Origin of the sequence: Citrobacter sp. Ce006 (assembly GCF_030336535.1) — a bacterium.
GTDB classification, from domain to species: Bacteria; Pseudomonadota; Gammaproteobacteria; order Enterobacterales; family Enterobacteriaceae; genus Citrobacter; species Citrobacter europaeus.
This window is the reverse complement of record NZ_JAOWDO010000073.1, coordinates 565,531-591,081: the sequence shown is the minus strand read 5'-3', so window position 1 is coordinate 591,081 and position 25,551 is coordinate 565,531. Positions and strand designations below refer to the sequence as shown.

The following is a 25,551-nucleotide window of genomic DNA, read 5'->3' as shown; positions in this document are numbered from 1 at the left end:
GAGGTGGCGTATATTACGCTTTCCTCTTTCAGAGTCAACCCTGAATCTCAGAATTTTTCTCTTCAATCAACCGGCTGTTTGTGTGAAGTGATTCACATCCGCCGTGTCGATGGAGGCGCATTATAGGGAGTCGACTCAGGAAGACAAGCGGAAAAATGCATTTTTGCTTCAACCGCTCACCTTTTATCCATTACGCTTACTTTTGCTGCTTTTTTATTGCCATTGGCAAGTCTGCCAGACTGTTTATGACCAAATCTGCCGCATTTTCTGCTTCCGGGGTAACAGGTTTACCCGTGCGCACCAGTACCCTGGTGCCAACATTCGCAGCCGCCGCCGCCTGCATATCTTCTATTTTGTCGCCTACCATATAAGAAGCGGCCATATCGATGTGCAGGAAGTCTCGGGCGGAGATCAACATTCCAGGATGCGGTTTACGGCAGTCGCAGACCTGACGATATTCTTCTACAGTTCCTTGCGGATGATGTGGGCAATAGTAGATACCATCCAGATCAACGTCGCGATCCGCCAGCGACCAGTCCATCCATTCGGTCAACGTTTCAAACTGTGCCTCAGTAAATTTACCGCGAGCGATACCAGACTGGTTGGTCACGACGATCAGTGCGTAACCCATGCTTTTAAGTTCACGCATGGCATCAATAACGCCGTCGATAAACTCGAACTCGTCAATCTCATGTACGTAACCATGGTCCACATTAATGGTGCCGTCACGGTCGAGAAAAATTGCGGGTACAGATTTTGCCACCTTTTATAGCTCCTGAATAAGGCATGTGGCTCTAGTATCGCATGTTTCGGCGGGCAAGAAAGTGCTCATCGTGCAAAGCTAGATTGATTTAGACGTCTGGATGCCTTAACATCCATCTTGTTGACGGCTTCGACCGTACCAGACAGATGAAAATGCCACGGCTAACTTAATTACGATAATAAATAACCAATGATTAAACTTTCGAATATCACCAAAGTGTTCCTGCAGGGGACTCGCACCATTCAGGCGCTTAATAACGTCAGCCTGCACGTTCCTGCCGGGCAGATTTATGGCGTCATTGGCGCCTCGGGTGCCGGTAAAAGTACGCTCATCCGCTGCGTTAACTTACTTGAACGCCCTACCGAAGGCAGCGTTCAGGTTGGCGGTCAGGAGCTGACGACGCTTTCTGAGTCAGAACTGACTAAAGCTCGCCGTCAAATCGGCATGATTTTCCAGCACTTTAACCTGCTATCTTCCCGTACCGTGTTTGGCAACGTCGCGCTGCCGCTGGAACTGGATAACACGCCAAAGGAAGAGATCAAACGCCGTGTAACAGAGTTGCTTGATTTAGTCGGTCTTGGCGACAAGCACGATAGCTATCCGGCCAACCTTTCCGGTGGACAAAAACAACGTGTGGCGATCGCCCGTGCGTTGGCAAGTAATCCCAAGGTGCTGCTGTGCGATGAAGCTACCAGCGCACTCGATCCGGCAACAACCCGTTCGATTCTGGAATTATTGAAAGACATTAACCGTCGCCTGGGACTCACCATTCTGCTGATTACCCACGAGATGGACGTTGTAAAACGTATTTGTGACTGCGTGGCGGTCATCAGTAATGGTGAACTGATTGAGCAGGACACCGTCAGCGAAGTGTTCTCACACCCGAAAACGCCGCTGGCACAGAAATTTATCCAGTCCACGCTGCACCTGGATATTCCGGAAGATTATCTGGAACGTTTAAAAGCGGAGCCGGAAGCCGACAGCGTGCCGATGCTGCGTATGGAATTCACCGGTCATTCGGTCGATGCACCATTACTCTCTGAGACGGCCCGTCGCTTTAATGTGAATAACAACATTATTAGTGCGCAGATGGATTATGCCGGCGGCGTGAAGTTCGGCATCATGCTGACTGAAATGCACGGCACACAAGAAGATACACAAGCGGCCATTAACTGGTTGCAGGAACACCATGTAAAAGTAGAGGTACTAGGTTATGTCTGAGCCGATGATGTGGCTGCTGGTTCGCGGCGTATGGGAAACGCTGGCAATGACCTTTGTGTCCGGTTTTTTTGGTTTTGTGATTGGCCTGCCAGTTGGCGTGTTGCTGTACGTAACCCGCCCTGGGCAAATCATTGAGAACGCGAAGCTCTATCGTACGCTCTCTGCGCTAGTGAACATTTTCCGTTCCATCCCATTTATCATCTTGCTGGTGTGGATGATTCCGTTCACCCGCATGATCGTGGGTACCTCTATCGGGCTGCAGGCCGCTATCGTCCCGCTGACCGTTGGCGCCGCGCCTTTTATCGCCCGTATGGTGGAAAACGCGCTGCTCGAAATCCCGACCGGGCTGATTGAAGCCTCGCGTGCAATGGGCGCTACTCCGCTGCAGATTGTGCGTAAGGTATTACTGCCAGAAGCACTGCCAGGACTGGTCAATGCGGCCACCATCACCCTCATCACGCTGGTTGGTTACTCGGCGATGGGCGGTGCCGTCGGTGCAGGTGGTCTTGGACAGATTGGTTATCAGTACGGCTATATTGGTTACAACGCTACCGTAATGAATACAGTACTGGTATTGCTCGTCGTTCTGGTTTATTTAATTCAGTTATCCGGCGATCGCATCGTTCGGGCTGTCACGCACAAATAACGTTGCACACAACACTAAAAACTCATTAAGAAAAGGAAATAAGCATGGCGTTCAAATTCAAAACCTTTGCGGCAGTTGGAGCCCTGATCGGTTCTCTGGCACTTGTGGGTTGCGGTCAGGATGAAAAAGATCCTAACCACATCAAAGTGGGCGTTATTGTTGGCGCAGAGCAGCAGGTTGCAGAAGTCGCGCAGAAAGTGGCTAAAGAAAAATACGGTCTGGACGTTGAGCTGGTCACGTTTAACGATTACGTTCTGCCTAACGAAGCGCTGAGCAAAGGCGATATCGATGCTAACGCCTTCCAGCACAAACCGTACCTGGATCAGCAGATCAAAGATCGCGGTTACAAACTGGTTGCCGCAGGTAATACTTTTGTTTACCCGATTGCGGGTTACTCCAAAAAAATCAAATCATTGGATGAGCTGCAGGAAGGTTCTCAGGTCGCGATTCCAAACGATCCGACTAACCTTGGCCGTTCCTTACTGCTGCTGCAAAAAGTGGGCTTAATCAAACTGAAAGACGGTGTTGGCCTGCTGCCGACCGCGCTGGACGTGATTGAAAACCCGAAAAACCTGAAGCTGGTTGAACTGGAAGCGCCGCAGTTGCCGCGTTCTCTGGACGATGCGCAAATCGCCCTGGCGGTCATCAACACCACCTACGCCAGCCAGATCGGCCTGACCCCGGCAAAAGACGGTATCTTTGTTGAAGATAAAGATTCTCCGTACGTAAACCTGATCGTGACTCGTGAAGACAATAAAGATGCTGAGAACGTGAAGAAATTCGTTCAGGCATACCAGTCTGATGAAGTGTACGAAGCAGCAAACAAAGTCTTCAACGGCGGTGCTGTTAAGGGCTGGTAATTTTAGGCTGTTTACAGAATCTGTAATATCATCAGGACGGGCGCTTGCCCGTCTTGTCATTTATGCAAGCACCTGATTCAATATCTGACGTTTAGATCATTCATTGAGGAAATATTATGCGTGCTTTACCGATCTGTTTAGTAGCACTCATGCTGAGCGGCTGTTCTATGTTAAGCAGATCCCCTGTTGAACCCGTTCAAAGCACCGCTACCCCGCCTAAAGCGGAGCCGGAAAAACCAAAAGCACCGCGCGCGACGCCGGTAAGAATCATTACTAACGCTGAAGATTTAGTGGGTAAACCGTTCCGCGATCTCGGCGAAGTTAGCGGCGAATCCTGCCAGGCATCCAACCAGGATTCCCCTCCGAGCATTCCAACCGCACGCAAACGCATGCAGATTAACGCCTCTAAAATGAAAGCGAATGCGGTATTGCTGCACAGTTGCGAAGTGACCAGCGGAACGCCGGGTTGCTATCGCCAGGCGGTTTGCATCGGTTCTGCACTGAACATTTCGGCGAAATGAGCCATTTTCAGTTCGAGCAAATAGGCGTTATCCGCTCACCCTATAAAGAAAAGTTCGCCGTGCCACGCCAGCCAGGTCTGGTGAAAAGCGCCAGCGGTGAACTGCATTTGCTCGCACCTTATAACCAGGCCGATGCCGTTCGCGGCCTGGAAGCCTTCAGCCATTTGTGGGTGATTTTTGTTTTTCACCAGACGATGGAAGGTGGATGGCGTCCAACCGTGCGCCCTCCCCGTCTTGGCGGCAACGCCAGAATGGGTGTTTTCGCCACGCGTTCAACGTTTCGTCCTAACCCTGTTGGCATGTCATTGGTTGAGCTGCGGGGCATTCGCTGCCATAAAGAGCACGTCATCCTCGAGCTTGGCGGGCTGGATCTTGTTGATGGCACGCCAGTAGTGGATATAAAACCGTATCTGCCGTTTGCCGAATCGCTGCCTGATGCTCGCGCCAGCTATGCTCAGGACGCGCCGCAGGCCAGTGTAGATGTGACGTTCAGTAAAGAGCTCACTGAGCAGCTATTAAAGCTCGAACAACGTTACCCGCATCTTCGTCAGTTTATTGCCGAAGTGCTGGCGCAGGATCCACGCCCTGCATACCGCAAAAACGAGGAAGAAGGCAAAACCTACGCCGTCTGGCTGCTGGACTTTAACGTTCGCTGGCGCGTCACGCCGTCAGGATTTGAGGTCTTTGCGCTGGAAGCCCGCTAATTTGCGTCGCCTACTCTTTTGACATCCCTTTCTCGCTGGTAAACTAAACCACTTTTGTTTTGTGCCAGGCTCATTTTGAGCCTGTTCGATCGTTCAACTGGAACCGTAACAACATGCGTACTAGCCAATATTTGCTCTCCACTCTGAAGGAGACACCTGCCGACGCCGAGGTCATCAGCCACCAGCTGATGCTGCGCGCCGGGATGATCCGCAAGCTGGCCTCCGGGTTATATACCTGGCTGCCGACCGGCGTGCGCGTCCTGAAAAAAGTCGAAAACATCGTGCGTGAAGAGATGAATAACGCCGGTGCGATCGAGGTGTTGATGCCGGTCGTTCAGCCTTCTGAACTGTGGGAAGAGAGCGGCCGTTGGGAACAATATGGTCCGGAACTGCTGCGTATTGCTGACCGTGGCGCTCGTCCGTTCGTACTCGGCCCAACGCATGAAGAAGTGATCACAGATCTGATCCGTAACGAGCTGAGCTCCTACAAACAGCTGCCGCTGAACTTCTATCAGATCCAGACCAAATTCCGTGACGAAGTCCGTCCGCGCTTCGGCGTGATGCGTTCCCGCGAATTCCTGATGAAAGATGCCTACTCTTTCCACACCTCTCAGGAATCCCTGCAGGAAACCTACGACGCGATGTACGCCGCGTACAGCAAAATCTTCAGCCGTATGGGTCTTGATTTCCGTGCGGTACAAGCGGATACCGGTTCTATCGGCGGCAGCGCCTCTCACGAATTCCAGGTGCTGGCGCAGAGCGGTGAAGACGATGTGATCTTCTCCGACTCCTCCGACTATGCAGCAAACATCGAATTCGCCGAAGCCGTGGCGCCGAAAGAGCCGCGTGCGGCAGCAACCCAGGAAATGACGCTGGTCGATACGCCGAACGCTAAAACCATCGCCGAGTTGGTTGAGCAGTTCAACCTGCCTATCGAAAAAACCGTGAAAACCCTGCTGGTGAAAGCGGTTGAAGGCAGCAGCTACCCGCTGGTTGCGTTGCTGGTTCGTGGCGATCACGAGCTGAACGAAGTCAAAGCGGAAAAACTGCCGCAGGTTGCCAGCCCGCTGACCTTCGCCACCGAAGAAGAAATTCGTGCGCTGGTAAAAGCAGGTCCAGGATCGCTGGGGCCAGTGAACATGCCGATTCCTGTGGTTATCGACCGTACCGTTGCGGTAATGAGTGATTTTGCCGCCGGTGCCAACATCGACGGTAAACACTATTTCGGTATCAACTGGGATCGCGACGTGGCTACGCCAGAAGTTGCTGATATTCGTAACGTCGTCGCCGGCGACCCAAGCCCGGATGGCAAAGGTACGCTGATGATCAAACGCGGTATCGAAGTGGGCCACATCTTCCAGCTGGGGACCAAGTACTCTGAAGCGATGAAAGCCGCCGTTCAGGGCGAAGATGGTCGTAACCAAACGCTGACCATGGGCTGCTACGGTATCGGGGTTACTCGCGTGGTGGCTGCCGCTATTGAACAAAACTTTGACGATCGCGGCATTGTATGGCCAGACGCTATCGCCCCGTTCCAGGTGGCGATTCTGCCAATGAACATGCACAAGTCCTACCGTGTGCAGGAGCTGGCTGAGAAGCTGTACGCTGAGCTGCGCGCGCAGGGTATTGAAGTACTGATGGACGATCGTAAAGAGCGTCCGGGCGTGATGTTTGCCGATATGGAACTGATCGGTATTCCGCACACTATCGTGCTGGGCGACCGTAACCTCGACAACGACGATATCGAATACAAATACCGTCGTAACGGCGAGAAAGAGCTGATTAAAACCGGCGACATCGTCGACTTCCTGGTCAAAGCCATTAAAGGCTAATACCGACAAAAGGCCCTGATTATCAGGGCCTTTTTTTACATGGATTGTATAAAATGGCTAAACCAGCGGCGTATTATCGCCTGCTCTTCCCCTTCTTTTTTCTGCTTTCAGCCTGCACGCTTGACGTCAGTCAACAGAATTCATCTGCAACCGCCGTCGATGCCCAGGCAAAAAAATGGGCGATAAAATTCCAGCGACAAAGCTCCTTTACTGCTAAGGCATTGCATGAGATTACAGATACCGAACTCAAGCCTGGCGATCTGTTATTTTCTTCTAGCCTTGGGGTTACCTCATTCAGTATCCGCGCGTTCAGTACTTCTTCTGTCAGCCATGTTGCCGTTTACCTGGGTAATAATGAAGTTGCAGAAGCAACCGGGGCGGGCGTGCAAATCGTTTCTCTTGAGCAGGTGGAAAAGCACAGCGATAAGCTTTTTGCCCTGAGGGTCCCCGACCTCACTCCACTGCAGGCCGAAGAAATCAAAATATTTGCCTATAAAATCAAGGACAGCGGCTATAACTATCGCGGCATCGCAGAATTTATTCCGTTTATGATGACCAGGCAAATATGTTCGTTAAATCCTTTCTCAGAGGATTTTCGCCAGCAGTGCGTCAGCGGACTGGCGAAAGCACAACTGAGCAATGCCAGCGAGGGAGAAAAGAAGGCGTGGTTTTGCTCCGAATTCGTGACTGATGCGTTTGCCAAAGCCGGGCACCCGCTAACGATGGCGCAGTCGGGTTGGATTAGCCCTTCCGACCTGATGCATATGCGCGAAGGCGACATTTCCGCGTTTAAGTCTGAAACGAAGCTGCAGTATGTCGGCCACCTGAAGTTAGGTATTTATATCAAAACGAGTCGTTTTGTTGGATTGATCCGATAAAACCTTATCAGCCGAAAACAGGAAAACTGTCCGGGAAATCACCGGACAGTTTTTAAAAGCGACAGATTAATTTTCGCAACTCTGCCCAGGGATAAACTTAATTTCTTTATCCGCTATTAACGTTTTCACGGGCGCGCCCGTATCCGGATTTGCTTCCATCGTGAAGTGCCCTTCCACCGTGAGCAGCACCGCCTTATCCGTTGCGCCACGCGCAACCAGATAATCTCGCTCCAGTTGTGCATTGTTCGCGACAGAAACACGCTTACCCGTTGTGCAGTCGGTAAAGATTGCGGCATCCGCCATATAGAAATACATCCCCCGCATCGGCATTGGCGTCACCGGTAAGCTGGCGGAAACCGGCTGGAGCGTGTAGTTGAACTGTGACTCAATCGGGTTACCTTCACGATCGAGCATCTCCAGCGCTTCACCTTTTGCCCGGTAGTACGACTTTTCACCTTTGCTGTCAGTCAGCACCAGTTTGTCGGCAGTGCGCGCCCATGTACCATAAGAGGCAAAAGAGGACGGTTCATCCCGCACGCCCTGATAGCGTTCGTTCATCACCCATGTGCCGTCTTTTTCCAGGAACAGAGAAGTTTCAATTCCTTCGCAGTCCGCGCAAGGCAAAATGCCACGCCAGCTTTGCTGCATCGGTTTTAATTCTGCCGCCCGCGTCGGCTGTAGTACTTCGACTTCAGTACGGTTGTTACAGCCGATCAAGGAAAAAAGCGTACATGCAGCGACTACGGACAATATTGCTGTTTTCACTATGAATTCCTTATAAATTTTTATTCCTGCTCGTCAGTCTTGTGTTCGACGAACTCTCCCGCGCAGTGCTTTCACTGTGGACTTTTGCGCCTTCGATGACAACCTGCGCTCTTTCGAGGCGCGCGTAGGGCGAGTTGCCTGTCGGCTTTTTTGCACTGCGGTTAATTCTTTTATTACCGCGACCAGTCGGGCGATTGCCGCTTCCCGATTAAGCTCCTGGCTACGGTATTCCTGCGCCTTAATGATAATCACGCCATCACCGCTAATCAGATGATGGCTGGCGGCAAGCAGTCGTTCCTTATAATACTCTGGCAGGCCAGAGGCCCGAATGTCAAAGCGCAAATGGATAGCCGTCGAGGTCTTGTTAACGTGCTGACCGCCCGCGCCCTGCGCCCGAATCGCCGTGATTTCCAGCTCATTGTCAGGGATAGAGACGTTTCGGGAGATAACAATCATGAACGCGGCTGCCACGCGGTCAGATGAATTTCCAGATTGTTCTGAGAGTCAGACAACCAGATAGCGCCGTCCTGGATAGTCGCCTGCAGCGCCATTGTACGACCAGCAAAATCACTCAGTTGCGCCAGTTGTTCATCATCCAGATACCACACGGTCAGATTTTTAAACTGCGCGCACTTGTTCTGGTTTTGCTGCCACCAGATCTGGGCCGCACGGCTGTTGTAAGCAAACAGGGCAACCTCACCAGACTGGGTACAGGCTTTTTTAATACGGCGCTCATCCGGCAAACCCAGCTCAATCCAGAGATCAATGCCCAGATGGTCGTTACGCAGCCATGCTTCAGGCTCGTCTTCCGCGCTCAGGCCACGCGTGAACTGCAGCCGTTCATCGGCATATTTAATCCATGCTAGCAGGCGCAGCATCATGCGCTCCTGGGTTTCAGAGGGGTGACGCGCCAGCGTCAAGGCCGCGTCAAGGAACTGGTTGCGGTCGAGATCCGCTACGTTGACAACGGCTTTATAAATTGTCGCTTTAAGCGCCATGAGAGAACTCCTTTCGAATCAGGCGCACATTGTAGCGAAAACTGCGGCAAAAGGCTGCTAACTGCTCCTCTATCAAGGCGCTGATATTGCTTGAATGAGTATGGTATAGTCACCTTGCTAAACAGAGTTTATCTTCGTAGGCTTAGACTTGCATCCACGGTTAAGTCAGAATGCTGACAGGAGGGCATGTGGAAAAATATTGTGAGTTAATACGCAAGCGGTACGCGGAAATCGCCAGCGGAGACTTAGGGTATATCCCGGATGCGCTGGGTTGCGTATTGAAGGTGCTTAATGAAGTGGCGGCAGACAGCGCCCTTCCAGAGTCGGTCAGGGAAAAAGCGGCGTATGCTGCCGCGAACTTACTGGTGAGCGATTATGTCAATGAATGAAACGTATCAACCCATCAACTGCGATGATTACGACAATCTTGAACTCGCCTGCCAGCACCATTTGTTACTGACGCTGGCGCTAAAAGATGGCGAAGTTTTGCAGGCGAAAGCGAATGACCTGGTTTCGCGTAAAAACGTGGAATATCTGGTCGCCGATGTCGCGGGTGAAACCCGGGAGCTTCGTCTCGACAAAATTGCCAGCTTCAGCCACCCGCAAATCGGTACCGTGGTGGTCAGCGAATCTTAACTTTCTTGTACCTTATCAGGCCTAAATGACCAGGCCTGATAAGCGCAGCGCCATCAGGCATGCCAAACCAGACTCACACCAGCCCCATCTTCCGCTATACCCTCAAGCGTCACAAAAACACCCGCAGCCGCTATCAGCGTTTCGCCATAAAACAACAGCGGCGTGGTATCTCGACGCCAGGGTGGGATCCCCTGCTCCTGCCAGATTTTCTTTAATTTACGTCCACCGTTACGCCCGACAATATGCAATACGCCTGGCGCTTTAAAACGAATGCTGACGGCTTCATCCGCTTGTGGCATACGCAATTCACCAGCAGAGATGAGCTGCACAGAGCCTAACCCAACTGGCAGCGTCAACGGCGTTTCCCAGCATGGCCACGGAATGACGGTTTCACTTTGCCCATCGACCGGTTTGACCCACCATAGCTGTGACTGATAGCGACGGACCTCGTATTCTCCAAGTCGAAAACAGGGAGAAGCATCTTCCCGCGCCAGCGCCACTTCCTGCCAGATACGTTCCAGTCCATCACGGGAAGGCATCGGTGCATTTAACCCCGCCAGCCAGCGACGAAGCAGAGCGGCACGCCGTACGCCGCTCATTGTCATTAACGGCGTCAGTAACAGTGTGCCCTGGACAGTCACACATTGCGCTAAATCGTTGGCCAGAAGTTCATCCAGCAAACTCTCCTGCTCGGCGCACAGCGCGGCGCTGCGGGCAACGGCTTGCGCGAAGTGCGGCCAGCGCTGTTGCAGTTGCGGGATAACGTGCAGACGCAGGAAATTGCGATCGTAGGCATCATCCTGATTACTTTCATCTTCGATCCAGCATAATTCATGCTGCCGCGCCCATGTTTCAAGCGCCTCTCGCGTTTGCGCCAGCAACGGTCGAATCAGTTGGGTTCCGGCGAACGGTGAGTTTTCGCCCATGGCAGAAAGTCCGGCAGGACCGCTGCCGCGCTTAAGCGCCAGCAGAAAGGTTTCACACTGGTCATCGAGATGCTGGGCGGTCATCAGCACCTCGCCCGGTAGTAAGGTCTGCGCAAATGCCTGATAGCGCGCGCGTCGCGCCTGAGCTTCGATGCCCAGACCCTCATCCTCAAGATGGACTCGTTCAACCACCAGCGGCACCTGCCACTGCGCACATACCGACTCACAGTGCTGCACCCAACTGTCTGCCTGCGGGCTTAATCCGTGATGAATATGGATTGCGCGTAAAGCGAGCTCAGGATTTTGCGCTCGCCACAGCACCAGTTGATGCAGCAGTACGGTAGAGTCCAGCCCGCCGCTAAAGGCGACCAGAATCGATTGAGAATTCAGCAGTGAAGTGTTCAGCGTGAGTGTCGTCATGATGGTTACTTACAAGGGCATTGCCCGGCACGTTACCGGGCTAACGCCACAATGACAAGCCTTACAGCTCGTACAGTTCGAGCGGTAATCCGTCAGGATCGTTAAAAAACGTAAAGCGTTTGCCGGTAAACGGATCGATACGCACGGATTCGCACTTCACGTGGTGAGCTTCCAGATGCGCAATCGCTTTTTCCACGTCGTCCACGCTGAACGCCAGATGGCGTAAACCGCAGGCTTCCGGTCGACTCGGGCGGCAAGGTGGAAACGGAAAAGAAAAAAGCTCAATCACATAATGACCGTTCAATGCCAGATCGCCTTTCCACGAGTCACGTTCTTCCCGGTAGGCTTCGCTGATTAGCGTAAAGCCCAGCACATCGCAGTAAAATGCCTTACTCGCCGCGTAGTCCGTCGCAATAATGGCAATATGGTGAACCTGTTTTAATCCCAGCATAGGGTCATCGCCTCTTTCGTTTTTCTGTCAGCACGTTACTCGTACGTAATGGGTTCAGGCAAGTCGTTATGCCATTTTTAAGACTCTCACACGATACACGCCATCCTCACCCAGTTTAGCGCCATGAATATCGGTTTCAAATCCAGGATAATGCTGGCCCACTGAACACAGCATCAGCAGGAAATCGAGTACAGCGCGGCTATTGGCAGTGATCATTTCCCCAGGCATCAGGAGCGGCACGCCGGGAGGATAAGGCAGGATCATATTAGCGGAAATGCGCCCCACCAGTTGATCAAGCGCGACGGTTTCAACCTCACCTTTGATCTGCCGCTGCCAAGCCTGGTGCGGCGTCATTTTCATCTCCGGTAAGGTATCAAATGCCCGCAGCATCAGCCCGGAGAGATCGTGTTGACGGATGAGCTTATGGATCCCCTGCGCCAGATCCTGAATACGCATATTGCGATAGAAATCGGGATCCTCGGCATACAGATCCGGCAGCATATTTTTCACGCGTAAATTCAGATCGTACGAGCGCTTAAATTCCGTCAGGCCGCGCAACAGCCCCATCGCCCGGGTTTTATCAATGCCGATACTGAACAGGAATAACAGATTATACGGTCCTGTTTTCTCGACAACGACGCCGCGTTCATCAAGGAATTTCGCCACCAGCGCGGCAGGAATCCCCTCTTCACTCATATTTCCCTGTTCATCCATCCCCGGTGTCAGAATCGTGACCTTCACCGGGTCGAGGAACATGTGGTCGGCATCAGCATCGACAAATCCGTGCCAGTCTTCACCAGGCGCTACTGGCCAGCACTCCGCTTCATCTACCTTTTCCGGCTGCCAGATATCAAAGAACCAGCCATCTGATTCTTCACGTAGCCGCTGCACTTCTTTGCGGAAGTGCAGTGCTCGCTCCACCGAACGATTGATTAACCGCTTGCCTGAATTGCCACGCAGCATTGCCGCCGCCGTTTCTATCGACGCCACTATCGGGTAGCTCGGAGACGTGGAGGTGTGCATCATAAAGGCTTCGTTGAACGTGTCTTCGTCGTAATCGCCCTTAATGTGGATCAGAGAAGCTTGTGACAACGCCGCCAACATCTTGTGGGTGGACTGGGTTTCAAAAATCACCTTTCCCGGAACCCGTTCACCGCTCATCCCGCTTTTCCCCTGATAGATCGGATGAAAGTGGGTATACGGCACCCAGGCTGAATCAAAATGGATAGAGGGCACATCCAGGGTTTGCTTGATCCAGTTGGTATTATACAGCAGGCCGTCATAGGTGGAGTTGGTGATAACCGCATGTACCGGCCATTGCGCCTGAGGGGTCTCTTCTACCTTGCGTTCAATACTTACGCGGGTAAATTCCCGGCGGGGTATACCGCCCAGGATCCCCAGCGCGTTACGCGTAGGCTTCAGCCAGATGGGCACGACATCGTTCATCATCAGCAAATGCGCCAGCGACTTATGGCAGTTGCGGTCGATCAGCAGCGTACTGCCTGCAGGCGCGGCGTACATGCCAACAATCTTGTTCGACGTCGAGGTGCCGTTGGTCACCATATAGCTCTGCTCGGCGCCAAAAGTGCGCGCAATATACTCCTCCGCTTCCAGATGCGGCCCGGTATGATCCAGCAACGAGCCCAGCTCGGTCACAGAAATTGACACGTCGGCTTTCAGCGTATTGCCGCCAAAGAAATCATAGAACAGGCAGCCGACCGGGCTTTTCTGATACGCCGTTCCCGCCATGTGTCCGGGCGTGCAGAAGGTATACTTTCCTTCCTTCACATAGGTAAACAGCGCTTTGGTGAAAGGAGGCGTGATGTTATCGAGGTATTCGCTGGTGTACTGGCGAATGCGGGTGGCAATGTCCTCAGACTGGCCCAGCGCATACTCAAAAAACCACAGCGCCATGCGCAGGTCGTGCGCGCTGACATCCATCGTCGAATGGGTATTAATAAAGGCGTAGAGCGGGAGATACTCGTTGAGCTGGTTGATATCACTGCACAGCTCCAGGCTGTATTCATCCCAGTCAAAAATGACGCCGCAAATTCGCGGGTTGTGTTCGATAAACTTCAGCAGGTCGACGCTGTTCTGCGGCCAGATAATCTGAAACCCCTGCTGTTGCAGCGCACGCTCAAGTTCCTTGATGGGCTCATCTTTATAAAAGACGCCATGCGGTCCCATGATGGCAATGATATTCATGCGTTCCTCCTGGAAAAACCTTAGTTAATCATAGCCTGGCCAAACCACAGGTAAAAAAAAGGGCCACAGCATAGTGGCCCTTTTCAGAATTAATGCAGTTTACGCGTAACCGTAGCTCATCAGACGCTGGTAACGACGGTTTTTCAAATCTTCTTTGCCTAACACGTCGAGGTCGGCGAGATCGGCCAGCAGTTGTGCCTTCAGGGACGCAGCCATGACTTCCGGGTTGCGGTGCGCGCCGCCCAGCGGTTCCGGGATGATAGAGTCGATAAGCTTCAGCTCTTTCAGACGCGGCGCGATAATCCCCATCGCTTCTGCGGCCAGCGGCGCTTTGTCGGCGCTTTTCCACAGAATGGAGGCGCAACCTTCCGGGGAGATAACGGAATAGGTGCTGTATTGCAGCATGTTCACTTTATCGCCTACGCCGATCGCCAGCGCGCCGCCGGAACCACCTTCACCGATGACGGTGCAGATTACCGGTACGCTCAGACGCGACATTTCACGCAGGTTGCGTGCGATCGCTTCAGACTGACCACGCTCTTCCGCGCCCACGCCCGGGTAAGCCCCTGGGGTATCGATGAAGGTAATGATCGGCATATTAAAACGCTCGGCCATTTCCATCAGACGCAGCGCTTTGCGATAGCCTTCCGGCGCTGGCATGCCGAAATTGCGACGGATTTTTTCTTTGGTCTCACGGCCTTTCTGATGACCAATAATCATCACCGGACGGCCATCCAGACGCGCGATGCCGCCGACAATAGCTTTATCATCCGCATAGGCACGATCGCCCGCCAGCTCATCAAATTCATCAAATGCCAGGCGGACATAATCCAGGGTGTACGGACGCTGTGGATGGCGCGCCAGCTGGGCTACCTGCCATGCGCCGAGATCGGCGAAGATTTTACGCGTCAGTTCTACGCTTTTTTCACGCAGACGATGCACTTCTTCATCGATGTTAATATCCAGTTTCTCATCCTGACGGCTAACCGCAGTCAGAGAATCGATTTTTGCTTCCAGCTCTGCAATCGGCTGTTCAAAATCAAGGAAATTCAGACTCATAGTATTCCTGTATTAGTCAAACTCCAGTTCCACCTGCTCCGAACCAATAAGGCCACGGAGATCGTTTAGCAAACGATCGCTCGGAGAGACACGCCACGTTGCGCCAAAACGCAATCGCGCACGTGCATCCGCCCTCTGATAGTAGAGATGTACTGGAATTGTCCCCGAGCGGTGGGGTTCCAGAGACTGACGGAGTCGGTTTAAAAGCTGGTCATCAATTTGCCTGTCCGTCAGCGAGATAGCAAGCCCGCGAGCATATTTTTCCCGGGCTTCGTCAATATCCATGACTTCACGGGCCATCATTTTAAGCCCGCCGCTGAAGTCATCAAAGCTGACCTGTCCGCTGACGATAAGTATGCGGTCTTTTTCCAGCAATTGCTGGTATTTATCCAGGGCATCGGTAAACAACATAACTTCCAGACGCCCGGAACGGTCATCCAGGGTACAGATGCCGATACGATTGCCGCGCTTGGTGACCATTACCCGCGCAGCAATGACGAGCCCCGCAGCCGTGGTGACTTTACCACGTTCTGTCGGATGCATGTCTTTCAGCCTGTGGCCTCCAACATAGCGCTCAATTTCTTTTAGATACTGATTGATGGGATGTCCCGTCAGGTAAAGCCCTAACGTTTCACGTTCCCCTTCTAATACCACCTGCTCCGGCCATGGAGTACAGTTGGCATAAGACTGTTCAATTTGTTCCGGCTCTTCCGCCAGCACGCCAAACATATCAGCCTGACCAATAGCCTCGGCTTTCGCATGCTGATCGGCGGCTTTGAGCGCATCGTTGAGCGAATTCATCAACGCCGCGCGATGTGGTCCAAGGCGGTCGAACGCCCCGGACATGATTAACTTTTCCAGCACCCGACGGTTGAGTTTTTTGATATCCGTGCGGGCACAGAGATCAAACAGCTCGCGGAAATAACCGCCTTCGTTGCGCGCCTCAATAATAGCTTCAATTGGCCCTTCACCCACGCCTTTTATCGCGCCGATGCCGTAGACAATCTCACCATCATCATTCACGTGAAAATGATAAAGCCCGGAGTTGATATCCGGCGGCAGGATTTTGAGCCCCATACGCCAGCACTCATCCACCAGCCCGACCACTTTCTCGGTGTTATCCATATCGGCCGTCATTACTGCCGCCATAAACTCGGCTGGGTAATGCGCCTTCAGCCACAGCGTCTGGTAAGAGACCAACGCATAGGCAGCGGAGTGCGATTTGTTAAATCCGTAACCGGCGAATTTCTCCACCAGGTCAAAGATTTTCATCGCCAGTTCGCCGTCGACGCCGCGCTTTTTCGCTCCTTCTTCAAAGGTGCCGCGCTGCTTAGCCATCTCTTCCGGCTTTTTCTTACCCATCGCACGACGCAGCATGTCCGCGCCGCCAAGGGTATATCCGGACAGCTCCTGGGCAATCTGCATAACCTGTTCCTGATACAGGATAATGCCGTAGGTCGGCTCCAGTACCGGTTTCAGACACTCATGCTGCCATTGTACATCCGGGTAGGAAATCTCTTCGCGACCATGCTTACGGTCGATAAAGTTATCTACCATCCCCGACTGCAGCGGACCAGGACGGAACAGGGCCACCAGTGCGATCATATCTTCGAAGCAGTCAGGCTGCAGACGTTTGATAAGATCTTTCATGCCGCGGGATTCAAGCTGGAAGACCGCCGTGGTCTCCGAGCGTTGCAGCATGTCGAAGCTTTTCTTGTCATCCAGCGGAATCGCGGCGATATCCAGCGGCGGCTCGCCGTTCTTTTCACGGCGCGCGTTGATCATTTCCAACGCCCAGTTGATGATGGTGAGCGTACGCAGACCAAGAAAGTCGAACTTCACAAGGCCGGCATATTCCACGTCATTCTTATCAAACTGAGTAACCGGGTGCAGCCCCTGTTCATCGCAGTACAGCGGCGCAAAATCGGTAATTTTGGTCGGCGCGATAACCACGCCACCGGCGTGCTTACCGGCGTTACGCGTGACGCCTTCCAGCTTACGCGCCATATCAATCAGCGCTTTAACCTCTTCATCTGCCTCATAGATTTCCGGCAGTTGAGGTTCGGCTTCAAAGGCTTTGGCCAGCGTCATGCCCGGATCGGGCGGCACCAGTTTCGAAATACGGTCAACGAAGCCGTACGGGTGACCGAGCACACGGCCCACGTCACGGATAACCGCCTTAGCCGCCATGGTACCGAAGGTAATAATCTGCGAAACCGCATCACGACCGTACATTTCTGCCACGTGCTCGATGACCTGGTCGCGTTTCTCCATACAGAAGTCAACGTCGAAGTCGGGCATTGAGACACGTTCCGGGTTCAGGAAACGTTCGAACAGCAGGTCAAATTCCAGCGGATCCAGGTCGGTAATTTTCAGTGCATAGGCGACAAGCGAGCCGGCGCCGGAGCCACGTCCCGGGCCTACCGGTACGCCGTTATCTTTCGACCACTGGATAAACTCCATAACGATCAGGAAGTAGCCTGGGAATCCCATCTGGTTGATAACTTTAAGTTCAATCTCCAGACGTTCGTCATAAGGCGGGCGCTTCTGCGCGCGAACTTCTGGGTCAGGGAACAAAAATTCCAGACGTTCTTCCAGACCTTCGCGTGATTTTGCCACGAGGAAATCCTCAGTGGTCATATCACCAGTCGGGAACTGCGGCAGGAAATACTCGCCCAGACGCACCGTCACATTACAACGTTTGGCTATCTCGACGGTGTTTTGCAGCGCTTCCGGAATATCCGAGAACAGCTCACACATCTCGTCTTCACTGCGCATATACTGCTGCGGTGAATAGTTACGCGGGCGTTTCGGGTCATCAAGGGTGAACCCGTCGTGGATTGCCACGCGGATTTCATGCGCGTCAAAATCACCGGTTTCAAGGAAGCGAACATCGTTGGTCGCCACCACCGGAAGACCACGCGTTTCAGCCAGTTCTACCGCGGCATGCAGATAATTCTCTTCATCTTGCCTGCCGGTGCGGATAAGTTCGAGGAAGTAGCAATTGGGAAAATGTTCTTCGTAAAACCCCACGCACTCATCAACCAGTGCGCTATTACCGCGCAGCAGGCTACGCCCGACGTCGCCCATGCGACCGCCGGAGAGCAAAATCAAACCTTCTTTAAGCTCGACCAGCCAGTCCCTGTCGATGACCGGCCCTTCTGCGCCATAACCACGCTGATAGGCTTTCGATATCAACAACGTCAGGTTCTGATAGCCGGTATTGTTTGCGGCCAGCACGGTGAGCTGTGTGAGTTCATCGCCCAACAGCTCGCTGCGGACATGAAAATCTGCGCCAACTATCGGCTTGATACCCGCACCGTGACCCGCTCCGTAAAACTTCACCAGACCACACAGGTTGGTAAAATCGGTGATCGCCAGCGCAGGCATGCCTAACGCGGCCGCCTTTTTCACCAGCGGCCCGGTTTTCGCCAGCCCATCGATCATGGAGTAGTCGCTGTGCACCCGCAGGTGGACGAAACGAGGTTCAGACATCTTCAGATTCCTTCGACACAAGAATCAGGACGTGAGTCCCAGTGCGCGTTTGACGGGGCCAAAACTACGGCGATGGTGCTCGGTTGCACCATGCATTGCCAACTTTTCCAGATGAAAAGCGGTTGGATAGCCTTTGTGCTGTGCAAAGCCATACTGCGGGAACACCGTATCCAGGGCCGCCATTTCAGCGTCACGGGTGACTTTTGCTAGTATCGACGCCGCGCTAATCTCCGCCACGCGGCTGTCGCCTTTGACTACCGCCATCGATGGCACCGGTAATGCCGGGCAACGATTGCCGTCAATCAGTACGTATTCCGGCGCAATATGCAGACCCGCAACCGCACGCTGCATGGCCAGCATGGTGGCATGCAAAATATTCAGCTCGTCGATTTCATGCGGTTCTGCACGCCCCAGACTCCAGCTTAACGCTTTTTCTTTAATTTCATCAAACAGCGCCAGGCGACGTTTTTCTGACAGTTTTTTTGAGTCGTTAAGACCGATAATAGGGCGAGCCGGATCCAGAATGACGGCGGCGGTGACAACGGCGCCGACCAAAGGACCACGTCCAACTTCATCCACACCCGCCACTAAATGCGTATGTGGATACACAAACTCAATCATTGCGCTAACTCCAGGACCGCATCCGCCGCCTGCTCATCAGCATTGCAACGGATCTGCTGGTGCAGTTCACGGAATGTGTCGTGCATTGCATGGCTGGTTTTACCATTCGCCAGCAACGGCAACAGCGCTTGCGACAGCGCCTGCGGTTCACACTCTTCCTGCAACAGCTCTTTAACCAGTTCTCTTCCCGCCAGCAGGTTAGGTAGCGAAACGTAGTCGGTCTTCACCAGACGCTTCGCCAGCCAGAAGGTGAAAGGTTTCATTCGGTAGCCAACCACCATCGGGCATTTTGCCAGCATACATTCCAGCGCGGCGGTACCTGAAGCCAGCAGTGCAGCATCGCTGGCCACCATTGCTTCACGTCCCATCCCGTTGAGCAGATGAACAGAAAGCTCCGGTGCTACTTCAGCTTTAATTCGCTCAAACTGCTCGCGACGTTTGGCATTCACCAACGGCACCACCACTTCGAGATCCGGATAATGCTGACGTAACAACTGCGCCGTTTTCAGAAAATCGGCACTGAGCATCTCCACTTCTGCGCCACGGCTTCCAGGCAATAGCGCCAGGCAGTGAGCATCATGGGGAATGCCCAGAACATCGCGTGCCGCGTTTTTATCCGGATCCAACGGCATGGCATCCGCCATGGTATGACCGATAAAGCGGCACGGGACGTTAAATTTGTCATAAAACGCTTTTTCGAAAGGCAGAAAGGCCAGCACCATATTGGTGGATCTGCCTATTTTGAAAACGCGTTTCTGTCGCCAGGCCCACACAGAGGGGCTGACGTAATGAATAGTTTTAATGCCCTGCTTTTTCAGGTTCCCTTCAAGGGTAATGTTGAAGTCAGGCGCATCAATACCAACAAAAACATCCGGCTTTAAGTCGGCGAACCGGCGAGTAAGATCGGCGCGAATATGCAGTAAACGGCGCAGGCGTCCGAGCACTTCAACAATGCCCATTACCGCCAGCTCTTCCATTTCGTACCAGGCTTCACAGCCTTCGGCCTGCATCAGCGGACCCGCCACACCAACAAAACGCGCATTCGGAACGCGGGCCTTGAGCGCACGGATTAACCCTGCACCAAGAATATCGCCGGAGGTTTCTCCGGCGACGAGGGCAATCGTTAAAGGACGCTGCTCAGTCATTAACGAATCAGGCCACGCGTTGAGCGCTCAAAGAAGTCGCTGAAAGCCTGAACTTCGGGATACTGTTTCGCCAGTTCCGCGATTTCTGGTTTCACTTCTTCCAGCGTTTTACCACTACGGTACAACGCTTTGTAGGCGTTACGAATCGCGGTAATCGCTTCGCGGGTGAATCCACGACGCTTCAGACCTTCGATATTGACGCCAAACGGCGTCGCGTGGTTGCCCTGAGCGATAACATATGGAGGCACGTCCTGGGCTACGCCAGAACAGCCGCCAACCATCACATGCGCGCCGATGATGCAGAACTGATGCACCGCAGTCATGCCGCCGATGATAACAAAATCATCAAGCGAAACATGTCCGGCAAGCGTGGCGTTATTCGCCAGAATACAGCGGTTGCCTACCGTACAATCATGCGCGACGTGCGCATTAATCATCAGTAAGTTATCGCTGCCCACCTTCGTCACTCCACCGCCCTGCACTGTGCCACGATGAATGGTGACGCTTTCGCGGATGCGGTTGCGATCGCCAATTTCCACGCGGGTCGGTTCGCCAGCATATTTCAGATCCTGGTTAACTTCGCCGATGGAGGCAAACTGATAGATCTCGTTATCGCGACCAATTTTTGTATGGCCATTCACGACAACGTGAGACTTCAGTACGGTACCCTCACCAATTTCAACATGGGGTCCAACAATACAAAATGGGCCAATGTGAGCGTTAGCGCCAATGCTGGCGCCGTCTTCCACAATGGCGGTTGGGTGAATAAAGGCGGATTTATCAATCACGTATCAGGCCTCCCGGCTACGGGCACACATCATCGTTGCTTCGCACACAACTTTACCGTCGACCAGCGCAACCCCTTTAAAACGGGTCAGGCCACGGCGCGTTTTCTCGAAAGTCACTTCCATGATCATCTGATCGCCTGGCACGACAGGACGCTTAAAGCGCGCTTCGTCAATACCCGCGAAATAGTACAGTTCGCCTGGTTCCAGCTTTCCTACGCTTTTAAACGCGAGGATACCGGTGGCCTGCGCCATCGCTTCCAGAATCAGTACGCCTGGGAAAATAGGTTTACCCGGAAAGTGGCCCTGGAAGAAAGGCTCGTTAACGGATACATTTTTCACTGCGCGCAGAAAACGACCTTCTTCAAAATCCAGCACGCGGTCAACCAGCAGAAACGGAAAACGGTGCGGCAGAAGTTCTAAAATCTCTTCAATATGCAGAGTATGAGTGTTAGTAGTCAAAATACTCTTCCTGTCAAAATATACTAAAAGGCAATAATAACACGGCCTGTCGCAATCGTATGAATGGGACAGGCCGAAAAGTCAGACATGCAAAAAAGGTGTTTTAGTCTTGTTGATTAACCTTGCGCTCAATCGCTTTGAGACGCTTGCTCATATCATCAATATTCATCACCAGTGCAGCTGTTTTACGCCATACCTTGTTGGGCTGTAGCGGAATGCCTGAGGAATAGACGCCAGGTTCAGTGATAGGACGCATCACCATACCCATGCCAGTAACCGTGACTTTATCGCATATTTCCATATGCCCATTGATCACGCTGGCGCCGCCAATCATGCAGTAACGGCCAATCTTCAGGCTACCCGCCATAATGACGCCACCGGCTACCGCCGTATTGTCGCCAATCACAACGTTATGCGCAATCTGGCACTGGTTATCAATGATAACACCATTGCCGATCACAGTATCGTCCAGAGCACCACGGTCAATAGTGGTACAAGCGCCGATCTCGACGCGATCGCCGATAATCACCCGACCAAGTTGCGGGATCTTCACCCAGTTACCGCGATCGTTCGCGTAACCGAATCCATCAGATCCGACGACAGTACTGGACTGGATCAGGCAATTCTCACCGATCTGAATATCGTGGTAAATCGTCACATTCGCCCACAAGCGAGAACCTGCGCCGATTTTTGTATTTTTTCCGACGAAGCAGCCTGCGCCGATAACGACGTTATCGCCCAGTTCTACGCCAGACTCAATGACCGCATTTGCGCCCACAGAGACATTATTACCCAGCTTCGCCGTCGCATCGATCGCTGCACTCGGTGCAATGTTTTGTGCGGGCTGCGGCGTGGTATCTAAGATTTGCGCCATGCGTGCATAGGTCAGGTAGGGATTCTTCACTACCAGCGCTGCACACTTAGCAAAAGGAAGATCGTCCTGCGTCATCACAACGGCAGAGGCCTGGCATACGCCTAAGTGTTCACGGTACTTAGGATTCACCATGAACGTGATATTGCCAGTTTGCGCAGATTGCATGGACGCTACGCCGGTGATGACGATATCGCCATCACCGTGTAATTCTGCATCCAACTGCTCTGCTAAATCAGCCAGTCGAATTGAAGGCATTACTTATTTAACCTGTTTCAGTACGTCAGCGGTGATGTCTTTTACATCGCTGCTGTTGTATGCAACGGTGTTAGCGTCAACAACCAGATCGATGCTCTGGCTGTTAGCAACAGATTTCACAGCTGTCTGGATACGAGTAACCAGTTTGCCACGTTCTTCGTTGGAACGACGCGCACGATCCTGCTCAAAAGCCTGAGCTTTCTGAGAGAAAGTCTGACGCTGAGCCATAACGTCTTTTTCCAGCTTGGTACGATCGCTACCCGCTTTCATGGATTGCAGACGCTGCATTTTAGATTGCAGATCGGATTCCATACGCTGCAGTTCGCTGGCACGGCCTTTGAACTCGTTTTCCAGCGTAGCAGAAACGCCCGTCTTCTGTGCAACCTGTTGGAACAGGCTACCCATGTTGACGATTGCAATTTTGTCAGCAGCCTGTGCGGACGTTGCCATCGCTAAACCGAGACCTGCAGCTAATAACCACTTTTTCACAATTAACTCCTTACCATCCCATTTGCACCCGAAGGTACAGTTCTTTGCGTGGCCAGGCGATCCCATGCAAGATCGCCTAAAGTCAGCGCTACACTACCACTACATTCCTTTGCGAAGAACAATTACCAGGTTTTACCAATGTTAAACTGGAACTGTTCCGCTTTGTCTCCATCGTACTTCTTGAACGGCTGGGCGTAGGAGAAAACCAACGGCCCCAATGGGGACATCCATTGTAAAGCGATACCCGCGGACATACGGATATTGCTTGGATCGCTGTAGTCCGGATAACCAGAGTACTTAGCTGAATCCCAGTTCGTATCCCAAACGGTACCCATATCCCAGAAGAACGAGGTACGGACCGAGTTGGCATACTTGTCGCTGATAAACGGCGTCGGGGTGATGAATTCCAGGCTGGCGACAGCCATGGCGTTACCGCCCACCGCATCATCCGATTCACACGGTGAAGTATTGCTGGCGTCACACTCGTTATCATAATTGTCATCGTCGTGATAACGATTAGCCGGTAAATAGACAGCCTTCGGACCGATGGTATTGGACTGGAAGCCACGCACGGTGCTGGAACCACCGGCATAGAAGTTCTCGTAGAACGGCATCTCTTTGCCGCCTATTCCATCACCGTAACCCCACTTGGTACGACCCAGAACAACCCACTTGTGATCGTCATCGATCGGTACATAGGTCGCGGTATCCAGCGTCGCTTTGTAGTATTCGTTGTCAGAACCCGGAATGGTCACTTTACCGTTCAGGTTGACACGCGTACCTTCCGTTGGGAAGTAGCCACGGTCCAGCTTGTTATATGTCCAACCATAGTTGAAGGTGAAGTCGTCTGATTTGAAGCTATCAGCGTCAGGATTTTCACCCATGGATTCCAGATAACGTTGCATCGCAACCTGTGGATCCATGTTAGACAAGGAGTTATGTACATAACCGACACCCGCACGCAACGTGTTGTATTCGTTAATCGGGAAGCCAAGCGTTACGTCAGTACCATAACTTTTGTTGGTATAGTCAGACAGGTCTGCGTCATCCGCCTCAAAATCGTTATAGAAGACGCGGCCACCGAGACTCACACCATCAACGGTGAAGTACGGGTTAGTTACAGACAACTCAGTATAGGTCTGGTAGTCGTTTTTGGTGCCGTTAATTCCGACAGAATAACCGGTACCTAACCAGTTATCTTGCTGGACACCGGCCTGGAAGCTCACACCGCTCTCAGTACCGTAACCGACGCCGAAGTTAAAGCTACCGGTGTTACGCTCTTTGACCTTGTAGACCACATCAACCTGATCCGGGCTGCCCGGTATACGCTGAGTATCGGTATCAACGGTTTCAAAGTAACCCAGACGGTTCAGACGCTCTTTACCCTGATCGACCAGATCGCTACCCAACCAGGCACCTTCCATCTGGCGCATTTCGCGACGCAGAACGGAATCTTTAGAGGTGTCGTTACCTTCAAAACGAATCTTACGCACATAGAAACGGTTACCCGCATCTACGTTTACACGTAATTTAACGGTTTTATCGGCATCGTTAATTTCAGGCTGCGATTGTACGCGCGGATAGGCATAACCATAGCGACCCAGAAGCTTCTTGATATCATCTTCCATTTTGGTCACTTTGGTGCCGTTATAGAGTTCGCCTGGCTCGATTTTAGTCAGGGTCTCAATTTCGGCGGAATGCCCGGCCAGGTTACCGCTCACCTGTACCCCAGAAAGCTTGTACTGCTCGCCTTCAGTGATGTTAACGGTGATATAGATACCTTTTTTATCCGGCGTCAGGCTGACCTGGGTAGAATCGATATTGAAGCGAGCATAACCGCGATCCAGATAGTAGCTGCGCAGGGTTTCAAGGTCGCCCGCCAGTTTCTGTTTCTGGTATTTACGATCGCCCACTACGTTCCACCACGGCACTTCATCACGCAGTTGGAAGTGAGAGATCAGTTCGTCGGTCGAGAAGGCATGGTTGCCGACGATGTTGATCTGTTGGATCTTCGCCGAAACGCCTTCCTGGAAGACCAGCTTGAGGTCAACGCGGTTACGCGGCAACGGCGTTACCACCGCTTTCACACTGGCGCTGTACTTACCGACGCTATAGTAGAAATCTTCCAGCCCTTTTTCGATATCGGCAAGCGTGGTGCGATCCAGAGACTCGCCAACACGTACGCCAGACGCCTCGAGGTTTTGCTTGAGCATGTCATCTTTCACCGATTTGTTACCGGAGAAAGTGATGCTGGCAATCGTCGGACGTTCTTTTACCTGAACCAGAAGGGTATCACCATCGCGCAGGACGCGGACATCCTCAAAGTTACCGGTGGCGAACAGAGCACGAATGGTATTACTGATGTCTTCATCATTAACCGTGTCGCCTGTGCGCACCGGCATACTGAGGAGAGCCGCACCAACGGCGACTCGCTGTAGGCCTTCGAAATGAATGTCCTTCACTACGAACCCTTCAGCACCGTATACGGTGGCGCTGCTAAACAGCAGCGACGCTATGAGCAACTTTTTCATCGCCATCGT

General features: G+C 52.6%; 25 protein-coding genes. 9 read left to right on the top strand and 16 right to left on the bottom strand.

Going from position 1 to position 25,551, the window contains the following annotated elements; all coding sequences use genetic code 11:
• Positions 1 to 196 precede the first annotated feature (196 nt).
• The gene (gene gmhB / locus OGV94_RS21465; protein WP_043018506.1) at positions 197 to 763 is read right to left on the bottom strand and encodes a D-glycero-beta-D-manno-heptose 1,7-bisphosphate 7-phosphatase; all 567 of its coding nucleotides are present in this window, start codon (positions 761 to 763) and stop codon (positions 197 to 199) included.
• Positions 764 to 952: 189 nt separating this feature from the next.
• On the opposite strand from gmhB, the gene metN reads away from it, so the two are divergent.
• The 7 genes from metN (at position 953) to OGV94_RS21430 (ending at position 7,425) form a co-directional block, all read left to right on the top strand.
• Positions 953 to 1,984, top strand: a complete 1,032-nt coding sequence (gene metN / locus OGV94_RS21460) for a methionine ABC transporter ATP-binding protein MetN (protein WP_043018505.1) — start codon at positions 953 to 955, stop codon at positions 1,982 to 1,984.
• Entirely contained in the window at positions 1,977 to 2,630 is a 654-nt protein-coding gene (locus OGV94_RS21455; RefSeq protein ID WP_003018471.1) for a methionine ABC transporter permease MetI, read from the top strand. The genes metN and OGV94_RS21455 overlap by 8 nt, the downstream gene beginning before the upstream one ends.
• 44 nt (positions 2,631 to 2,674) lie before the next feature.
• A complete protein-coding gene (gene metQ / locus OGV94_RS21450) occupies positions 2,675 to 3,490 on the top strand; it encodes a methionine ABC transporter substrate-binding lipoprotein MetQ (RefSeq protein WP_006686809.1) in 816 nt (271 codons plus the stop codon).
• 116 nt (positions 3,491 to 3,606) lie between these two features.
• Entirely contained in the window at positions 3,607 to 4,011 is a 405-nt protein-coding gene (rcsF, locus tag OGV94_RS21445) for an envelope stress sensor lipoprotein RcsF (protein WP_043018504.1), read from the top strand.
• Positions 4,008 to 4,715 carry a tRNA (N6-threonylcarbamoyladenosine(37)-N6)-methyltransferase TrmO gene (gene tsaA, locus OGV94_RS21440; protein WP_043018503.1) on the top strand — a complete coding sequence of 236 codons (708 nt, stop codon included), beginning with the start codon at positions 4,008 to 4,010 and terminating at the stop codon, positions 4,713 to 4,715. The genes rcsF and tsaA overlap by 4 nt, the downstream gene beginning before the upstream one ends.
• Positions 4,716 to 4,828: 113 nt before the next feature.
• Positions 4,829 to 6,547 carry a proline--tRNA ligase gene (proS, locus tag OGV94_RS21435; protein ID WP_286524352.1) on the top strand — a complete coding sequence of 573 codons (1,719 nt, stop codon included), beginning with the start codon at positions 4,829 to 4,831 and terminating at the stop codon, positions 6,545 to 6,547.
• 53 nt (positions 6,548 to 6,600) lie between these two features.
• Positions 6,601 to 7,425, top strand: a complete 825-nt coding sequence (locus tag OGV94_RS21430; RefSeq protein WP_043018501.1) for a YaeF family permuted papain-like enzyme — start codon at positions 6,601 to 6,603, stop codon at positions 7,423 to 7,425.
• 66 nt (positions 7,426 to 7,491) lie between these two features.
• Here the strand turns inward: OGV94_RS21430 and nlpE are convergent, their stop codons facing one another.
• The 3 genes from nlpE to OGV94_RS21415 are packed head-to-tail and all read right to left on the bottom strand — an operon-like array spanning position 7,492 to position 9,188.
• Positions 7,492 to 8,193, bottom strand: coding sequence for an envelope stress response activation lipoprotein NlpE (gene nlpE, locus OGV94_RS21425; protein ID WP_087051038.1), 702 nt, complete (start codon positions 8,191 to 8,193; stop codon positions 7,492 to 7,494).
• Between the two features lie 30 nt (positions 8,194 to 8,223).
• Positions 8,224 to 8,646: an alternative ribosome rescue aminoacyl-tRNA hydrolase ArfB gene (arfB, locus tag OGV94_RS21420; RefSeq protein ID WP_047406060.1), complete on the bottom strand. Its 423-nt coding sequence runs from the start codon at positions 8,644 to 8,646 to the stop codon at positions 8,224 to 8,226.
• Positions 8,643 to 9,188 (bottom strand): YaeQ family protein, encoded by a 546-nt coding sequence (locus tag OGV94_RS21415; protein WP_003018497.1) that lies wholly within the window; start codon positions 9,186 to 9,188, stop codon positions 8,643 to 8,645. Before OGV94_RS21415 ends, arfB begins: the two co-directional genes overlap by 4 nt.
• A gap of 188 nt (positions 9,189 to 9,376) precedes the next feature.
• Between OGV94_RS21415 and OGV94_RS21410 the strand changes: the two genes are divergently transcribed.
• Together OGV94_RS21410 and rof are read left to right on the top strand one after the other, a co-directional pair.
• Complete coding sequence (locus OGV94_RS21410) at positions 9,377 to 9,577, top strand: YaeP family protein (protein WP_003018499.1); 201 nt, start codon at positions 9,377 to 9,379, stop codon at positions 9,575 to 9,577.
• The gene (rof, locus tag OGV94_RS21405; RefSeq protein WP_003018503.1) at positions 9,564 to 9,824 is read left to right on the top strand and encodes a Rho-binding antiterminator; all 261 of its coding nucleotides are present in this window, start codon (positions 9,564 to 9,566) and stop codon (positions 9,822 to 9,824) included. The genes OGV94_RS21410 and rof overlap by 14 nt, the downstream gene beginning before the upstream one ends.
• A 53-nt stretch (positions 9,825 to 9,877) precedes the next feature.
• Here rof and tilS read toward each other — a convergent pair whose 3' ends face one another.
• The 12 genes from tilS to bamA all read right to left on the bottom strand — a co-directional run bounded on the left by tilS (position 9,878) and on the right by bamA (position 25,548).
• The gene (gene tilS / locus OGV94_RS21400) at positions 9,878 to 11,170 is read right to left on the bottom strand and encodes a tRNA lysidine(34) synthetase TilS (protein ID WP_080625702.1); all 1,293 of its coding nucleotides are present in this window, start codon (positions 11,168 to 11,170) and stop codon (positions 9,878 to 9,880) included.
• A 61-nt stretch (positions 11,171 to 11,231) separates the two neighbouring features.
• Complete coding sequence (locus OGV94_RS21395) at positions 11,232 to 11,621, bottom strand: VOC family protein (RefSeq protein WP_043018497.1); 390 nt, start codon at positions 11,619 to 11,621, stop codon at positions 11,232 to 11,234.
• A gap of 66 nt (positions 11,622 to 11,687) precedes the next feature.
• Complete coding sequence (gene ldcC, locus OGV94_RS21390) at positions 11,688 to 13,826, bottom strand: lysine decarboxylase LdcC (protein ID WP_043018496.1); 2,139 nt, start codon at positions 13,824 to 13,826, stop codon at positions 11,688 to 11,690.
• 99 nt (positions 13,827 to 13,925) lie between these two features.
• On the bottom strand, positions 13,926 to 14,885 hold the full coding sequence (gene accA, locus OGV94_RS21385; RefSeq protein ID WP_043018495.1) for an acetyl-CoA carboxylase carboxyl transferase subunit alpha: 960 nt from the start codon (positions 14,883 to 14,885) through the stop codon (positions 13,926 to 13,928).
• Between the two features lie 12 nt (positions 14,886 to 14,897).
• Positions 14,898 to 18,380: a DNA polymerase III subunit alpha gene (dnaE, locus tag OGV94_RS21380; protein WP_043018494.1), complete on the bottom strand. Its 3,483-nt coding sequence runs from the start codon at positions 18,378 to 18,380 to the stop codon at positions 14,898 to 14,900.
• Between the two features lie 24 nt (positions 18,381 to 18,404).
• A complete protein-coding gene (gene rnhB, locus OGV94_RS21375; RefSeq protein WP_047406069.1) occupies positions 18,405 to 19,001 on the bottom strand; it encodes a ribonuclease HII in 597 nt (198 codons plus the stop codon).
• Complete coding sequence (lpxB, locus tag OGV94_RS21370) at positions 18,998 to 20,146, bottom strand: lipid-A-disaccharide synthase (protein WP_286513985.1); 1,149 nt, start codon at positions 20,144 to 20,146, stop codon at positions 18,998 to 19,000. Before lpxB ends, rnhB begins: the two co-directional genes overlap by 4 nt.
• The gene (gene lpxA, locus OGV94_RS21365; RefSeq protein WP_047406073.1) at positions 20,146 to 20,934 is read right to left on the bottom strand and encodes an acyl-ACP--UDP-N-acetylglucosamine O-acyltransferase; all 789 of its coding nucleotides are present in this window, start codon (positions 20,932 to 20,934) and stop codon (positions 20,146 to 20,148) included. The genes lpxB and lpxA overlap by 1 nt, the downstream gene beginning before the upstream one ends.
• A 3-nt stretch (positions 20,935 to 20,937) precedes the next feature.
• Entirely contained in the window at positions 20,938 to 21,393 is a 456-nt protein-coding gene (gene fabZ / locus OGV94_RS21360; RefSeq protein ID WP_003018528.1) for a 3-hydroxyacyl-ACP dehydratase FabZ, read from the bottom strand.
• 103 nt (positions 21,394 to 21,496) lie between these two features.
• The gene (gene lpxD, locus OGV94_RS21355) at positions 21,497 to 22,522 is read right to left on the bottom strand and encodes a UDP-3-O-(3-hydroxymyristoyl)glucosamine N-acyltransferase (RefSeq protein WP_043018491.1); all 1,026 of its coding nucleotides are present in this window, start codon (positions 22,520 to 22,522) and stop codon (positions 21,497 to 21,499) included.
• A gap of 3 nt (positions 22,523 to 22,525) precedes the next feature.
• Positions 22,526 to 23,011 carry a molecular chaperone Skp gene (gene skp, locus OGV94_RS21350; protein WP_016151765.1) on the bottom strand — a complete coding sequence of 162 codons (486 nt, stop codon included), beginning with the start codon at positions 23,009 to 23,011 and terminating at the stop codon, positions 22,526 to 22,528.
• Positions 23,012 to 23,133: 122 nt separating this feature from the next.
• Complete coding sequence (gene bamA / locus OGV94_RS21345; RefSeq protein WP_043018490.1) at positions 23,134 to 25,548, bottom strand: outer membrane protein assembly factor BamA; 2,415 nt, start codon at positions 25,546 to 25,548, stop codon at positions 23,134 to 23,136.
• Positions 25,549 to 25,551 lie beyond the last annotated feature (3 nt).

What these genes read in the sequence shown, in the direction of transcription:
- OGV94_RS21395 (WP_043018497.1), bottom strand. Translation starts at nt 11,621, where the DNA reads ATGCTGGGATTAAAACAGGTTCACCATATTGCCATTATTGCGACGGAC.
- metN (WP_043018505.1), top strand. Translation starts at nt 953, where the DNA reads ATGATTAAACTTTCGAATATCACCAAAGTGTTCCTGCAGGGGACTCGC.
- OGV94_RS21430 (WP_043018501.1), top strand. Translation starts at nt 6,601, where the DNA reads ATGGCTAAACCAGCGGCGTATTATCGCCTGCTCTTCCCCTTCTTTTTT.
- accA (WP_043018495.1), bottom strand. Translation starts at nt 14,885, where the DNA reads ATGAGTCTGAATTTCCTTGATTTTGAACAGCCGATTGCAGAGCTGGAA.
- tsaA (WP_043018503.1), top strand. Translation starts at nt 4,008, where the DNA reads ATGAGCCATTTTCAGTTCGAGCAAATAGGCGTTATCCGCTCACCCTAT.
- lpxD (WP_043018491.1), bottom strand. Translation starts at nt 22,522, where the DNA reads ATGCCTTCAATTCGACTGGCTGATTTAGCAGAGCAGTTGGATGCAGAA.
- proS (WP_286524352.1), top strand. Translation starts at nt 4,829, where the DNA reads ATGCGTACTAGCCAATATTTGCTCTCCACTCTGAAGGAGACACCTGCC.
- rnhB (WP_047406069.1), bottom strand. Translation starts at nt 19,001, where the DNA reads ATGATTGAGTTTGTGTATCCACATACGCATTTAGTGGCGGGTGTGGAT.
- metQ (WP_006686809.1), top strand. Translation starts at nt 2,675, where the DNA reads ATGGCGTTCAAATTCAAAACCTTTGCGGCAGTTGGAGCCCTGATCGGT.
- ldcC (WP_043018496.1), bottom strand. Translation starts at nt 13,826, where the DNA reads ATGAATATCATTGCCATCATGGGACCGCATGGCGTCTTTTATAAAGAT.
- arfB (WP_047406060.1), bottom strand. Translation starts at nt 8,646, where the DNA reads ATGATTGTTATCTCCCGAAACGTCTCTATCCCTGACAATGAGCTGGAA.
- rof (WP_003018503.1), top strand. Translation starts at nt 9,564, where the DNA reads ATGTCAATGAATGAAACGTATCAACCCATCAACTGCGATGATTACGAC.
- tilS (WP_080625702.1), bottom strand. Translation starts at nt 11,170, where the DNA reads ATGACGACACTCACGCTGAACACTTCACTGCTGAATTCTCAATCGATT.
- rcsF (WP_043018504.1), top strand. Translation starts at nt 3,607, where the DNA reads ATGCGTGCTTTACCGATCTGTTTAGTAGCACTCATGCTGAGCGGCTGT.
- bamA (WP_043018490.1), bottom strand. Translation starts at nt 25,548, where the DNA reads ATGGCGATGAAAAAGTTGCTCATAGCGTCGCTGCTGTTTAGCAGCGCC.
- lpxB (WP_286513985.1), bottom strand. Translation starts at nt 20,146, where the DNA reads ATGACTGAGCAGCGTCCTTTAACGATTGCCCTCGTCGCCGGAGAAACC.
- dnaE (WP_043018494.1), bottom strand. Translation starts at nt 18,380, where the DNA reads ATGTCTGAACCTCGTTTCGTCCACCTGCGGGTGCACAGCGACTACTCC.
- OGV94_RS21455 (WP_003018471.1), top strand. Translation starts at nt 1,977, where the DNA reads ATGTCTGAGCCGATGATGTGGCTGCTGGTTCGCGGCGTATGGGAAACG.
- OGV94_RS21415 (WP_003018497.1), bottom strand. Translation starts at nt 9,188, where the DNA reads ATGGCGCTTAAAGCGACAATTTATAAAGCCGTTGTCAACGTAGCGGAT.